Source organism: Mesorhizobium sp. P2_A8 (assembly GCF_056404935.1).
The window spans coordinates 320,403-333,559 of record NZ_JBFUDB010000011.1 but is presented as its reverse complement, the minus strand read 5'-3'; the positions used below and the strand labels follow the sequence as shown (position 1 = coordinate 333,559).

The following is a 13,157-nucleotide window of genomic DNA, read 5'->3' as shown; positions in this document are numbered from 1 at the left end:
TCCGGCGCGATGTCGTGAGCCCGCAAGTTGAATGGCGCCCGTCACGGAGACACCGAGAAATTCCAGACTGTGACGGAGTCCGGCCAAGCGTACTCGTCCTGCGTATCGCTGCTCCCGTTGGGATTGCGGTAGACCGGGCTGCAGAATTTGCGGCCGAGCAAAGTCGCTGAGGATCGCGTGCAGAACAGGTTGTCCTCTAGAGTGAACGCGCCGGCGATCATACTGTTTTGAGAGCTCAGGGCGAAGTCGCCGTTTGCATTCAGCTCCATCACAAACGGCGCACCATTATGTTGATGCCCGATCCATGTGTGGTTGATAGTCAGGGCCTGTATAGCAGAGGCGTCGAGGCGGTCCTCCGCCCGCCCGCGGAAGTCGTAGCTCCACTCCGGCATCCCCGCGGCGCGAAGAGCATCCAGCCGGTGATCGAGATCCTGTTGCCGCCGATGATGGGCGTACACGACGCGAAGGCCGGCGAGGTTCTGCTCGTGGGACCTTTCCAGCATTGCTGCGACCGCGTTGTGCGCTTCCGCCATTCGGCCCAGACGCGCGTTTGTCATGGCCAGCGTTTCAAGGCCGAGGTCGCTCCGCTCTTCCGGCTGGAGTTCGTGCAGCGCCTGGATGGCCTTCTCGTATTGCCGGTTCATGTAGAGCACTAAGGCATAATAATCGAAGACCTGCGCCCGCGGCTTGGGATCGAGTTGCAGCACGCGTTCCATGGCCGCTAGCGCCTCCGGGTTCTGACCGGCGTAGGTCAGTACGATCGCCAGGTTGAGCTCTGCCTCGGCACCATTCGGATCGAGTGCCACCGCCTTCTGGACCGACACGATCGCCTCGTCCATTTCGCCGTCGAGCATCTGCAGGATGCCGAGCACGGCATAGGCGCGCGGAGACTGGGGGTTGAGTTCCAGCGCTCGCCCCGCCGCTTCATAGGCGCGCTGGCGAGCGACGGCGCTCAGCATGATGAGCTGGTAGTCGAAACCCAGCACGTCCACGGTAGCCCGGGCGTAGCCCGAATAGGCGTCTGCGAACCCAGGATCGAGCTTGATCGCGCTTTGATAAAGGGCGAGAGCCTCCCCGAGAGACTTGTAGTCGAGTGCATACACTTTCTGCTCGGCTCGGATATAGAAGTCGTAGGCTTCCAGATTTCGGGTCGGGAGGCGCGCAATCTGGGTTCTCTCGCCCTCCGTCAGCCGTACCGAGAGGGCCTCGACGATGCGTCCGATCAGTTCGTCCTGCAGCGCGAATATCTTGGAGTAGTCGCGGTCATACCGCTCTGCCCAAACGTTGCTTCCCGTCGTCACATCGATGAGCTGCACGTTGATGCGAACTGCGTCCCCCTCACGGCGAACGCTGCCCTCGAGCACGTAACGGACGTTCAATTGCTCCGCGATCTGCCGGACGTCCAGGGTTCGATCCTTGAATGAGAATACGGAATTGCGAGCGATAACGAGCAGCCCGGAAATCTTCGATAGATCAGTGATGAGATCGTCCGTGAGCCCTTCGGCGAAATAGTCCTGCTCGGATTTGTCGCTGATATCACCGAACGGCAATACGGCGATGGAGGGCTTGCCCGCCGCCGCGCCGACAGTGGTGGGACTGTGGTCAGGAAGAAGTGCAGTCGCCTGCGGCCAAAGGAATAACACAACGCGGCCTACCGCTAGGAACACGAACAGTACCGCGGGGATCATGAACCATCGCCGGGAACGCAGCTTCTTGGGGATTGCGGTCTGCTCCAACAGGACCCGATAGACGCGGACTGGCTCGGCGATGTTCTTGAGGTGCTGTTCGCCCAACGACTTGAAGGCCAAGCCAAGCTTGTTCCTGGCTTGATCGTAAGCAGCTCCCGAGATGACCACGCCGCCTGGATCGCTGAACCCCTCCAGCCGGGCAGCGATGTTGACGCCATCGCCATAGAAGTCATCCCCATCGATGATCACGTCACCCAGATTTATCCCCATTCGGAAAACGATCCGGGAGTCCTCGGGAACATTAAGGTTCTGCTGCGCGGCAATTTGCTGAATTTCGACAGCGCATGCCACGGCATCAACGACGCTGGTGAACTCGACCAACGCCCCGTCGCCCATGAGCTTGACGACGCGGCCGTGGTACCCATTGATCAACGGTTCGATGAATTCGCGGCGAAATTCTTTGAGCCGAGAAAGGGTGCCTGTCTCGTCCAGGCCCATCAGGCGGCTGTACCCCACCACGTCGGCGGCGAGGAGCGCGACCAACTTTCGTTCCAGATGTTGACCCTGTTCCATTTCAGGCAGAACTATAAGGAAAGCGTAGTGGCAAGACCATACTCACTGGCTAGCGAGAGGTAGCAGCAAGCAGTCCCTTCTCCGATGCGGTACGTTACAAAATCGGCTGCGAGCGTTCGCCTTGAATTCCGAAAAGGTGATGTTCGACGGAATATCGGCTCCTGACGCAACCGCGACCTCCATCATGGTCACCCGCGATGTCTGCTTCCGGGCGCGGTTTGCCTCTATGGCCGACATAGAGGCGCATTGCTGCCATTCGCAACGCGGACAATGAAGGTCACCGTTGGGTCACATCGCATCATCCGACGCTAGCAACTGAACCTCCGCAACGGGCCGAACCCGGTCGTTGGAGTGATCGGGTTTTGCCCCTAGCTCGCAGCCGCTGCCGAGACCTTTTTGGGCACGGCCCGCTGCCGGCGCGGGCGGCGTTTGGCGGTCAGCTTGAGGGCAACCGGCGGCTCTTTTGACAGCGCGCCCAGCACGGCGGCTACCATGTCATGCGCGACGAAATCGGCGTTCATGTCATGGGCCAGCTTGGCGGCCGCTTCCTTGTCGTCATTGCCGGTCTCCGACCAGAACACGATGCCCACCCGCAGCGACGCCTTCGCACGCTTCAGCCGGCGAACCAGAAAACGGGCGTGCTTGACGGAATCCCGGTTGAGGAAGCCGACCACGACGCTGTCGATGGTCTCGAGCTCGAGGCGGCGGATGCTCGCCGGTTCCATCTCGGCGAAGCCCGCCTTCAACGCTGTCGCGCCCTGCACTTCCAGCACCTGCGCCAGCATCGCGGCTGCGGCATCGTCGAGTTCGCCACGCCCGCCGGAGCAAAGCACCGACATGCCGGTGCCATCGGGCAGCTCCGGCTCGTCCTCGCCGGCGGTATCGCCATCGTCGGCCGCCTCCCCCGCTTCGGCCGGGTCATCCTCTTCGGCCGCTTCCTCATGTGCGCTGTCGTCGAGGTTTGCCACCAAGGTCAGGGCACTGGCCGCCACCTGACGCCTTTGTGCGTCACCCATGACGCCGCGCACCCGGTCCCGCTCGCCCAGCAGCAGTGCCGGAATTGCCACCTTGTCGTAGAATTCGACCAGATATTTCTCTTCCAGCATCTCCTCGGCGTGGTCGGTGGCTTCCTCCGGATCACCGGCCAGCAGCCGCTGGTAGAGGCGCGCATGCGGTTCGAGTACGGGCTCGTTGCCGAACAGCACGTCGAGGAATTCGAACTGCGGCACGTGCCTGCCCAGCACCACCAGGCAGACGGTGAGCGGTGTTGACAGGACCAGTCCGAGCGGCCCCCACAGCCAGGTCCAGAAGATGGCCGCAACGATGATCGCCAGCGGCGACAGCCCCGTCCGCGACCCGTAGAGCCAGGGTTCGACGACATTGCCGGTGACCAGTTCCATCACCACGAACAGCGCGGCCGTCCACAGGACGAGCGACCAGCCGGGTGCCACGGCCAGCGCCAGGAACAGCGGCAGCAGCATGCCGATGGCCGGGCCGATATAGGGAACGAAACGCAGCGCCAGCGCGAGCAGCCCCCACAGCAGGGCATTGGGAATGCCGAGGATCCACAGTCCAATGGCAATGGGTATGGCGTAGACGATGTTGACGACCAATTGCATCAGCAGATAGAGGCCCACCCGCTTGCCGGCATCCCGAAGCGCCTCAGTGGTGCGGTGAAGGTCGCCGTAGCCGACGAGCCGGATGAAGCGGTCGCGCAAATCCTCCCGTTCGAGCAGCATGAAAATGACTACGACGATGATCAGCCCGGCCGATCCGAGCGGGCTTATCAGCGGGCCGACGATGTTCTGCAGGACTTCGAGCGGCCGTTCGCGCGCGACGATCTCGACGGGCACCGGCTCGCGCACCGGCTTGTCCGGCGTGGCGGCCGGCAGCGAAGCGTCCTGCCTGTTGATCTCCTGGCCGACGCGCTCGACCACGCGGCTCAATTTGGCAATGATGCCTCCCCCGACGCCGGTTTCCTTGAGCGAACGGATCTTGGTCAGGATGTTGGTCTGGTAGACCGGGATGTTTTGCGCCAGTTCGCTGACCTGGGTGACGACGATGAAGCTGAACAGGGCAAGTGCAGCGAAAGCGCCGAGCACGCTGGCAATGACAGCCGCAATCCTGGGAATGCCGACCCGTTTGAGCGCCGCGACGAGCGGCGCGAGCGCGAAGGTCAGCAGCAGCGCGATGGCGATCGGCAGGAAAACCTCGCGCCCGAAATACAGCGCCGCCACCGTCGTGACGGTGGTCGCCACGTTGGGCAACGACGTTCGCGGATGGGGCGCCGCGGCCGCAAGAATGTCCTCCAACCCATGAGCCGGAGACGCCGTGCCGTTTCGACGATTGGCCGCCACTTGGTCTCTCCCCTGCCAACCGCCATGATCGGGCATATTGAGCCGGCGTGCAACTTTCGCCAGTTGACGGGCTGGCTAGCGGGTTTTCGCGCCTCTGCGTAAGGTCATCGCCGCGGATACGCTGCCCTGCACACGGACATCACGGTGTCGCGCAGCCAGCGATGCGCCGGGTCGGCATCCATGCGCGGATGCCACATCGCCGATATTTTGAACTCCGGCACGGGCAGCGGGATTTCGAAGGCCGCAAGACCCGCCGTGGCGGCGTGGTCGCATGCCATGGTGTTGCCAAGACACGAACGCGGCACGGCCGCGACCAGATCCGACTGGCGTGCGATCCGCATCGCATCCGGGTAGCCGGGCACGATAACCCTTATTGCCCGTTTCAGCCCCAGCCTCTGCAGGGCGGCATCGATCGGCTCGATCGGATCGCCTTCCCTGCAGGCCACCACATGGTTGCAGGCCGCATAATTTTCGGGCGTCACCACTGTTCCCAGAAGGGGATGCCCAATCCGGGCGACGCCGACAAGCCTGTCGTGGAACAACAACTGAGTGCGTATCTCCGGCGCGGAGGTGCCAAGCACGCCGATCTCCAGATCGATCAGCCCCTCCCGTAGCGGTCGCGCATCCTTGTTGGGTTTGGCGACAAAGCGCAGGCAGATGCGTGGCGCCGCCTGCGTGACGGCGGTCACGACGGGGCCGGACAGAAATTCCAGGAAGGCTTCGCTGACACGTATGGTGAATGTCAGGTCGAGCGAGGTGGCGTCCACGTCGGTGATTTGCGGCCGCAGCACCGCTTGCACGTCCCGCGCGAGCTCATGGACGCGGTCGCGCAGCTCGGCGGCGCGCGGTGTCGGCACAAGTCCCCGCCCGGCGCGGACGAGCAGCGGGTCGCCCGTCGCTGCCCGAAGCCTGGTCAGGGTCCGGCTCATGGCCGATGTACTCAAGCCGAGACGACGGGCCGCACCGGTCACGCTGCCCTCGGCGAGCAACACATCCAGCGCTGCGAGAAGGTTCAGATCCACATCGGCATTGTCCATGCAATGAGCCTACCCCACTCGCTCCGTATGACATAGCGCCCGATGCAACTATACCTTGATTGTGATGCGTCTGGCGCCCGGCGTGTGGTTGCTTATATCCGCGGTCAACCCTCACCACCCGAAAGACATTCACCCATGCCCACAGCCGTTTTGAGCGATCGAGCCCGCACAATCCTCCTCATTGGCGCATCGCGTGGCCTCGGCCATGCCATGGCGGCCGAGTTCCTGAAGAAGGGATGGAACGTGGTCGGCACCATCCGTGGCGGTGGAAAACGGACCCTGTTGCACGATCTGGCGGCCGAGTATGGCGGTAGGGTCGAGATCGAGATCCTGGACATTTGCGAGCCCGATCAGCTCGCGGCGCTGCACGACCGCCTGTCCGGCAGACTGTTCGACATGCTGTTCGTCAACGCCGGCGTGAGCAACAACCCGTTCGAAACGATCGCGGATGTGACGACCGACGAGTTCGTCAGGGTGATGGTCACCAATTCGCTGAGCCCGATGCGTGTCATCGAAAGCCTGGAGCCATACGTTCCCGCGACAGGTCTGATCGGCGTTATGTCATCCGGGCAAGGCAGCGTCGCCAACAACGAGACCGGCCAGCGCGAGGTCTATCGCGGCAGCAAGGCGGCCCTGAACATGTTCATGAGAAGCTTCGCCGCCCGCCAGGCCGGCACATCGCGCGCCATGGTGGTGATGGCGCCGGGCTGGGTCCGAACCGATCTGGGCGGCCCGGACGGACGGCTGAGCATCGAGGAGAGCATTCCCAGCTTGGTGAACGTGCTTCTCGCGAAGCAGGGAAAACCGGGCCTGGAATATCTCGATTATCTCGGCCGTACGCTCCCCTGGTGACATTGTTCGAGATCAAGGCGCTGCATCCCGTTACGGTTCGTTGCTCGCGACACGATCAATGGCGTCGGTCAGCCGTTTCCGCTCCTTGTTGATCCACTGACCCTCCGAGTAGTTTTGGAGAAACGCCTCGGCGAACTCCACAGGATCCTCCCCGACGATCGCACGGATCGGGGTTCCGATGGCCGCGCTCTGCTCGAAGAGATCCGCGAGATCCTCCAGCATCGACACCAGGGTGTCGCCTTTCGTTATCGCCCCGAAGTACATCAGGTATCGATCCAGCGCATCGATCGCCGCGCGATAGTTCGCGGGAAGCTGTGCCGTGCGCGCCTTGTAGTGCCGGTAACGCTTCTTCTGCTCGATCGACACTGCGATCTGCTCAATCCACCCTGTGGCCATGTCTATTTCCTTTCCGTGTGAAGCTGCTCGAGCCGTTCCGCGAGGAAACTCCACGTCCTCCAGAACTCTTCGAGATATTCCCGTCCCCGAGCGTTGACCGAATACACCTTGCGCGGCGGCCCCTTCTCGGACGGGATCTTCTCCACGTCGACGAGGCCCTTTTGCTCGTTCCTGATGAGCAGGGCGTAGACGGTGCCTTCGGCGATGTCGGAGAAGCCCTGCTCCCGCAACCGTGCCGTGATCTCGTAGCCGTACGCGGGCTGCACGGAGAGGATCGCGAGGATGATGCCCTCCAGCGTGCCCTTCAGCATCTCCGTCATCTGCTTGCCCACGCAACATCTCCTGTAGCTACTAAGCGTTACTAACTACCAGTATATAGCAACACTGAATAGTGGCCGTCAACCCCCGTGCCCTCCAGATGCACTGACCCGGGGCAGACCAGCGCCTGACGCCCTGGCCATCGCCACCTTGGCCATCAACCGCCCGGTCCGTCGTCTCACAGGGGGGAGCGCAGAGCGTCATTTTCTCGAGGGCTGAGGTTTGCCAAAACGCGTTGCGCGCGGCTCCCCGGCCAGCGCGACAGCGGATGAGCGCCAAAAGGCCGCTCCAGGTGCTTTTGCACGTGGTGCGTCTCCACAGTAAATCGGCCGGCGATAATGTCTGGCAGCCAAAGTGCGTCAGGGTTGGCGTCAAGTCGCGTCGGTAGAAGGTCGCAGCGCGGCGCCAGCGGATGCGTCAGCCTCTGCCGGCGGCCACTCACGCTACAGTGATCGGCAGGGATGAAACCCCACGCTGCCAGCGGCGTTCTAACGCTGCAACGCAGTCGAGGTTTCCAATGCAAACCGCATGGTTCTCCAAACCCGTGGTGGTTTCCGTCGGCGTCACCGGTTCCACCCGCAATCTGTCCAATACCCAGCAGGCTTCACGACACATTGGCGCGACACAGGCAGCGTGAAGCATCAGTCCGCGCTGCGCGCCTGCCGCCGGGCGACCAGTGGCGACGTGTCCCCCGACATCGCCAGGGAGGCTTTTGTCGAGGCTGCGCGCGAGGCGCATATCCTGGTCGAGTAGGCCGGGTCGAGCAAGCCGGCCGCGTTCGGACCATGGCGGCCGTTCACATTTTCGTGATCAACGGAACCGGTTGAAACGGCAGGCGTTTTTTTGCAGGCGTCTTTTTCTCAGGCAACACTAGGCGCCTTTTCTCAGGCAACATCAGGAGGCGTTTATGCGCGTCATGAATCTCGCCACCCTCGCCCTCATCATCCTTGGCGGTCTCAACTTTCTGTCCATGGGTGTAACGGGCTACGACGTAATCGGCACGGTCCTCGGGGGCGCCATGCTGGCCCGCCTGGCCTATCTGGTCATCGGCCTTGCAGCCATATGGCAGCTTATGCCGGGCTTCCAGAGCTTGACGGTTGGAGAAGTCGATGCCGAACGGCATATCCATCATCATCCGTGACCGGTAAGGTGGGGGCGGCGGAAAATCCGCCGCCCCCATCGCATGAAGGCGATCAGGCGGCCGCCATCTGAAGCGCGGGGGCGAATTTCAAGCATTCTTCACGTCCTGCAAAAATCAGGAGCCTCGCTGGCGAGCAAGCGAATCCAGGACCTGGCTGATTTGACGGGCGCCACTCAAATTCACCACTGGCACCAGCGGCCCGCGGATTGCCCGCTCCGCCTCGATGGCAGGCCGGCTGTCGCGATCGAAATTCCAGATGTAGCGGAGAAACGACAGGTACTCCGCATCCAGCCGCTCGGTGCATCCGGCAGGCAGATCAGGCCGGGGGCGGTTCAACACGCTGCGCAGGACCACACGTCTCAGACAGGTGGTGCGAGGCGTGTTCAGCCAGACAACGAGATCGGACTTGGGAAGCCTCAAATCAAAGGTCTGCCGGTAGTAGTTTCCCTCACAGACCCAGCCGGCACCCGCAACCGCCGCGCCGACGCGTGCCCGGAAAACTTCGGGTTCGGGTTTGCTCCAGCCTGGTCCCCAGAAGAGCTTGTCGAGATGCACGACCGGCAAATGCAGCCGCTCACCGATCTGCCGCGCAAGGGTCGACTTGCCGCTTCCGGCGTTTCCGAGAATTACGATCCGCTGCATCATTTTGGCTTTGCGAGTTCCCGGACACAGTAGTCAACCTGGCGACTGAATTTCGGCCGGCCAGACTCAGACTGTTCGCGCCCCATGCCTGGCCAGCGCGTGCTCGATCAGCACGTCGATGGTCTGGCTGTAGCCTATGCCTGACGCCGCCAGCGCCTTGGCATACATCGAGATGTCGGTGAAGCCGGGAAGCGTGTTGACCTCGTTGACCAGCAGCGAACCGTCGGCACGCAGGAAAAAGTCGACGCGCGCCATGGCTTCGCAGCCGAGCGCCTGAAAGGCCTGCCGCGCCATCTCCCTCGCTCTGTCGGCGACCGCGGCCGGGACATCGGCCGGCACCTTGACCACCGCGCCATCGGCATCGAGATATTTGGCCTCATAGGTGTAGAAGCCGTGCTTGCCGGCCGGAATGATCTCGCCGGGCAGCGAGACCGTCAGCGTGCCGTCGGCCCGCTGCAGGACCGAGCACTCGATCTCGCGGCCTTCGACGAACTCCTCGATCAGCGCCTTGCCGTCATAGCGGAAAGCCGTTTCGACGGCCTGCCGGAAACCGTCCCTGTCACTCACCTTGCTCACCCCGAAGGACGAACCCTGGCGCGCCGGCTTGGCGAAGAATGGCAGGCCGAGCGCCCCTGCAATCTCCTGGAACGAACTGACATCGTTTCGATGCAAGGTGACCGAGCGGGCAACGGCAAGGCCGGCCTCGCGCATCAGCCGCTTGGCGACATCCTTGTCCATGGCGGCGGCCGAGGCGAGGATACCGCAGCCGACATAGGCGACATCGGCGACCTCGGCGTAGCCCTGCACCGAGCCGTCCTCGCCGAACGGCCCGTGCAACACCGGAAAGACGACATCGACGGGGTCAGGTTGCGTTCCATCCCGCGACACGGCGACCAGCCTGCCCCTGCCGCCGGGCAACAGCGCGACCTCCACACCGTCCTCGGATACCGGAGCCCCTGCCCCGTCGCCGGCGGCGGACTGTTGCAGCAGCCACCTGCCATCCCTGGAGATGGCGATCGGCACGATCTCGTAGCGTGTCCGGTCGATCGCCTTCAGCACATTGGCGGCCGAAAGACGCGACACGTCATGTTCAGCCGAACGCCCGCCATAGAGGATGGCCACCCTTGTCTTGTCCGTCATCGAAATCCCTCAACTGTCAAAAATCAAATGGCAACCGCAATGCCCCGATTGGCGAAGAAGCGGTCGAAATCGGCCGGCGCCAACTCTGCGTTTTCCTGTGTGGCGCTGGTATGGCCGGACGGATTGTGGAAGCGGAAACCCTCGTCCGACGCCGCGGTGACCAGCACCAGATGGCCGCCCTTCGAGGGCGGCTGGCGCTCGGGCCAGCGGATCGAGCTGCTGACCGAAGCGATGAAGAAGCGCGACCGCGCCAGGATCGCCGGAATGTCCGATGTCGCGACATTCGTCATCACCTCGGCTTGCAGTCCGAAAACCTCCTGCACGAAGCTGACGAAGGGCGCGTAGATCAGCCCCTTGATCGAACCTTCGGTGACGACATAGCCGCCATATCCAGCGCAGCGCCGGGCCAGTTCGATCGTCGGAACGATCTCGCCGCGCGTCGCCAGGATCATCTTCAGGCACGCCATGCCACAGATGTTGGCGGCCCAGACCGAGTACTCCTCAACTGTCTCAGCCCCCGACCGCTGCCACAGAGGATCGCGCCGGAGCGCGACTTCAGCGCCCTCGGCGAGCACGTCCATGGTCATGTCTGATGTTTCCCACTGGCTGAAGAACGGCACGGTTTCAGGCAGTGGACTCATGCGACTCCTCGATCGGTTTTCGGATTCTCGTATACGAGGATACGCGATGAGTGGAAAGCCGCTCAGAAGGTGATTTTCACCGAGGCGGCGCTGCGCTTGGCCGGCCCGTGATGGACGGCCTCGATGTTGTTGCCGTCCGGATCGAGCAGGAAGGCAGCGTAGTAGCCGGGATGATAGGGGCGTTCACCCGGCGCGCCATTGTCCGTGCCGCCGCCGGCGAGCCCGGCCTTGTAGAAGGCATCGACCATGGCATGGTCCCTTGCCTGGAAGGCGAGATGATGGCGGCCGGTGAGCTTTCCCTGCGCCGCCCGGCTGTCGGCACTGGAGACGAACAGTTCGTCGGCCCAGAAATAGTCGTCGCCGACACCACCGATCGGCACATCGAGCACCTGCAAGATCGCCTCGTAGAAACGCCGGCTGGCAGGCAGGTCCTTGACCACCAGCTGGATATGGTCGATGAGCCGGCCGCGATCCAGTTCCATGAAAATTCCTCCTCGCAAGGCTTTCGAATTTAGGTTCGGACGGCGGGCCGTCAATGCAGGGGCTTGCCAACCGCCAGTCCTGCCACACGCCCGGCCATGGCACCATCGGTCTGTCTCGAACAGAAAAAGCCCGCCGGGAGGGGGATCCGGCGGGCCTTTGGAAAGCTGATACCGAGCTTTCTGATGTCTGACGGGGGATCAGACATGGTGAGAACTTTTATGTGCCGCAGAGGTTCCACCGGAACGAAAAAAACCGCCAGCGAGTTTGTCGGTTCTCGGAAGCCGGACCATGTGTCAGGCGATCAATCCCGTTTCAGCTGGAACCTTTTGTTCGGAGCCAGGTTTCGTCCCGCAGCAGGGAGGAATCCAATTGGATAGTTTTCACAGGCTCGAAGCGCTGATCGACAGCGCCGGTGTCGACGATGTCAAAGAGGCAAACGCTTTGTTGCGTCGCTTCAAGGGCGGGTCGCAGGACGTCACGGCGGCCATCGACGAGTTCATGCTGGACTTCGTGACATTGGTCTTCGTCGTCGAGGTCGGCCAGGACGATTTCGAAAGACCGATCCGCAAGCTCGCCCGCACCAGTCTCTCGACTCTCAACCACCTGGTCAACGTGGCGGCGTAAGGACGCCGCTCCGGGCGCCGGGCTATCCCTTCAATATGGCAGCCAGCCTGGGGATGCCCTCGCTCACCGCGCGCCGGTCGGCGAGCGTGAACGATAGCCGCAGCGTGTTGCGCCCGGTTGCGTCGGCAAAGAACGCGCTGCCGGGCACGAAGGCGACGCGCGCCTCCTTCACCGCCCGCGCCAGCAGTGCGGTGGCGTCGGACCCTTCCGGCAGCGTCGCCCAGACGAACATGCCGCCTTCCGGGCGGCTCCAGGTCACGCCTGCCAGCATGTTGGCCTCGAGCGCAGCAAGCAGGCCGTCGCGGCGCTCGCGGTAGGCACCGATGAGCTTTTCCACCTGGTCGTCGAACACGGCTTCGGCGACGCGATGCATCACCACCTGGTTGATCGACGGGCTGTGCAGGTCGGAGGCCTGTTTCATCAGCACCAGCTTCTCGACGATGTGGCGCGGCGCGCACACCCAGCCGACGCGCATGCCCGGCGACAGGATTTTCGAGAACGAGCCGCAATAGAGCGTGCGCGCCTTGTCGATGCCGCCGGATCGGGCGCAGTCGAGCGCCAGGATCGGCGGCACGCCCTCGCCGTCATAGCGCAGCGCGCGATAGGCGGCGTCCTCGATGACGGCGATGTCGAGCTCGCCGGCGAGGTCGAGCACCGCCTCGCGCTGCTGGCGGTTCAGCGTTTCGCCGGTCGGGTTGGCGAAATCCGGCACCAGATAGGCGAACTTGGCCCGCCCGCCATTCGCGGCGGCGGCGGCGCGATAGGCCGCCGGCGTCATGTTGCCGCCGGCGACCGTCAGCCGCTCATAGCGCGGCTCATAGGCGTTGAACGCCTGCAGCGCGCCGAGATAGGTCGGCCATGTCACCAGCGCGGTGTCGCCCGGCGACAGGAACAGCTTGCCGAGATAATCCAGCGCCTGCTGCGAGCCGGAGGTGATGAAGATGTTGGCCTCGTCGCAGGCGACGCCGAGCTTGCCCATCTGCCCGGCCAGCCAGCGCCGCAACGGCAGATAGCCTTCCGAGACCTGGTACTGCAGCGCCGCCCCCGCCTCGCCGCCACCAAGCACCGAGGCATAGGCATCGCGGATCGCCTCGGCCGGAAACAGCGTCGGATCGGGAATGCCGCCGGCAAAGGAGATGATGTCGGGCTGGTCGAGCAGCTTCAGGAGTTCGCGGATTTCGGACGCCTTCATGCGCGACGAGCGCGAAGCCAGCAGGTTCATCAAGGTCAAGGCGCGCCTCCCGCGACAATTTTTTATATAGGTC

General features: G+C 63.2%; 14 protein-coding genes. 4 read left to right on the top strand and 10 right to left on the bottom strand.

Annotated features, from left to right (window positions below):
• Nucleotides 1-41: 41 nt before the first annotated feature.
• The 3 genes from AC1D10_RS30995 to AC1D10_RS30985 form a co-directional block, all read right to left on the bottom strand.
• A complete protein-coding gene (locus tag AC1D10_RS30995; RefSeq protein WP_477278606.1) occupies nt 42-2,231 on the bottom strand; it encodes a tetratricopeptide repeat protein in 2,190 nt (729 codons plus the stop codon).
• 398 nt (nt 2,232-2,629) lie between these two features.
• Nucleotides 2,630-4,618, bottom strand: coding sequence for an AI-2E family transporter (locus AC1D10_RS30990; RefSeq protein ID WP_477278605.1), 1,989 nt, complete (start codon nt 4,616-4,618; stop codon nt 2,630-2,632).
• A 104-nt stretch (nt 4,619-4,722) separates the two neighbouring features.
• On the bottom strand, nt 4,723-5,655 hold the full coding sequence (locus AC1D10_RS30985; RefSeq protein WP_477278604.1) for a LysR family transcriptional regulator: 933 nt from the start codon (nt 5,653-5,655) through the stop codon (nt 4,723-4,725).
• A 135-nt stretch (nt 5,656-5,790) separates the two neighbouring features.
• Between AC1D10_RS30985 and AC1D10_RS30980 the strand changes: the two genes are divergently transcribed.
• Entirely contained in the window at nt 5,791-6,507 is a 717-nt protein-coding gene (locus AC1D10_RS30980; RefSeq protein ID WP_477278603.1) for an SDR family NAD(P)-dependent oxidoreductase, read from the top strand.
• A 30-nt stretch (nt 6,508-6,537) separates the two neighbouring features.
• Here AC1D10_RS30980 and AC1D10_RS30975 read toward each other — a convergent pair whose 3' ends face one another.
• Together AC1D10_RS30975 and AC1D10_RS30970 are read right to left on the bottom strand one after the other, a co-directional pair.
• Entirely contained in the window at nt 6,538-6,903 is a 366-nt protein-coding gene (locus AC1D10_RS30975) for a DUF1048 domain-containing protein (RefSeq protein ID WP_477278602.1), read from the bottom strand.
• Between the two features lie 2 nt (nt 6,904-6,905).
• Nucleotides 6,906-7,235, bottom strand: a complete 330-nt coding sequence (locus AC1D10_RS30970; protein WP_477278601.1) for a PadR family transcriptional regulator — start codon at nt 7,233-7,235, stop codon at nt 6,906-6,908.
• Between the two features lie 619 nt (nt 7,236-7,854).
• Here AC1D10_RS30970 and AC1D10_RS30965 point away from each other — a divergent pair.
• Both AC1D10_RS30965 and AC1D10_RS30960 read left to right on the top strand, forming a co-directional pair.
• Complete coding sequence (locus tag AC1D10_RS30965; protein WP_477278600.1) at nt 7,855-7,974, top strand: DUF982 domain-containing protein; 120 nt, start codon at nt 7,855-7,857, stop codon at nt 7,972-7,974.
• A 154-nt stretch (nt 7,975-8,128) separates the two neighbouring features.
• Nucleotides 8,129-8,362 carry a DUF378 domain-containing protein gene (locus AC1D10_RS30960; RefSeq protein ID WP_477278599.1) on the top strand — a complete coding sequence of 78 codons (234 nt, stop codon included), beginning with the start codon at nt 8,129-8,131 and terminating at the stop codon, nt 8,360-8,362.
• Between the two features lie 114 nt (nt 8,363-8,476).
• On the opposite strand, the gene AC1D10_RS30955 is transcribed toward AC1D10_RS30960, so the two are convergent.
• From AC1D10_RS30955 to AC1D10_RS30940, 4 genes are all read right to left on the bottom strand, one after another.
• On the bottom strand, nt 8,477-9,007 hold the full coding sequence (locus AC1D10_RS30955; RefSeq protein ID WP_477278598.1) for a P-loop NTPase family protein: 531 nt from the start codon (nt 9,005-9,007) through the stop codon (nt 8,477-8,479).
• A gap of 63 nt (nt 9,008-9,070) precedes the next feature.
• Entirely contained in the window at nt 9,071-10,144 is a 1,074-nt protein-coding gene (locus tag AC1D10_RS30950) for a D-alanine--D-alanine ligase family protein (RefSeq protein WP_477278597.1), read from the bottom strand.
• 23 nt (nt 10,145-10,167) lie between these two features.
• Nucleotides 10,168-10,785, bottom strand: coding sequence for a C39 family peptidase (locus tag AC1D10_RS30945; protein WP_477278596.1), 618 nt, complete (start codon nt 10,783-10,785; stop codon nt 10,168-10,170).
• 62 nt (nt 10,786-10,847) lie between these two features.
• The gene (locus tag AC1D10_RS30940; protein ID WP_477278595.1) at nt 10,848-11,267 is read right to left on the bottom strand and encodes a VOC family protein; all 420 of its coding nucleotides are present in this window, start codon (nt 11,265-11,267) and stop codon (nt 10,848-10,850) included.
• Nucleotides 11,268-11,637: 370 nt separating this feature from the next.
• On the opposite strand from AC1D10_RS30940, the gene AC1D10_RS30935 reads away from it, so the two are divergent.
• Complete coding sequence (locus AC1D10_RS30935) at nt 11,638-11,892, top strand: hypothetical protein (RefSeq protein ID WP_477278594.1); 255 nt, start codon at nt 11,638-11,640, stop codon at nt 11,890-11,892.
• Nucleotides 11,893-11,914: 22 nt separating this feature from the next.
• On the opposite strand, the gene AC1D10_RS30930 is transcribed toward AC1D10_RS30935, so the two are convergent.
• Entirely contained in the window at nt 11,915-13,114 is a 1,200-nt protein-coding gene (locus tag AC1D10_RS30930; RefSeq protein ID WP_477278656.1) for an aminotransferase-like domain-containing protein, read from the bottom strand.
• Between the last annotated feature and the right edge of the window lie 43 nt (nt 13,115-13,157).

Bases quoted from the DNA above. Each gene is read 5' to 3' on its own strand.
- AC1D10_RS30945 (WP_477278596.1), bottom strand. From the start codon at position 10,785: ATGAGTCCACTGCCTGAAACCGTGCCGTTCTTCAGCCAGTGGGAAACA.
- AC1D10_RS30985 (WP_477278604.1), bottom strand. From the start codon at position 5,655: ATGGACAATGCCGATGTGGATCTGAACCTTCTCGCAGCGCTGGATGTG.
- AC1D10_RS30960 (WP_477278599.1), top strand. From the start codon at position 8,129: ATGCGCGTCATGAATCTCGCCACCCTCGCCCTCATCATCCTTGGCGGT.
- AC1D10_RS30940 (WP_477278595.1), bottom strand. From the start codon at position 11,267: ATGGAACTGGATCGCGGCCGGCTCATCGACCATATCCAGCTGGTGGTC.
- AC1D10_RS30930 (WP_477278656.1), bottom strand. From the start codon at position 13,114: ATGAACCTGCTGGCTTCGCGCTCGTCGCGCATGAAGGCGTCCGAAATC.
- AC1D10_RS30980 (WP_477278603.1), top strand. From the start codon at position 5,791: ATGCCCACAGCCGTTTTGAGCGATCGAGCCCGCACAATCCTCCTCATT.
- AC1D10_RS30975 (WP_477278602.1), bottom strand. From the start codon at position 6,903: ATGGCCACAGGGTGGATTGAGCAGATCGCAGTGTCGATCGAGCAGAAG.
- AC1D10_RS30955 (WP_477278598.1), bottom strand. From the start codon at position 9,007: ATGATGCAGCGGATCGTAATTCTCGGAAACGCCGGAAGCGGCAAGTCG.
- AC1D10_RS30950 (WP_477278597.1), bottom strand. From the start codon at position 10,144: ATGACGGACAAGACAAGGGTGGCCATCCTCTATGGCGGGCGTTCGGCT.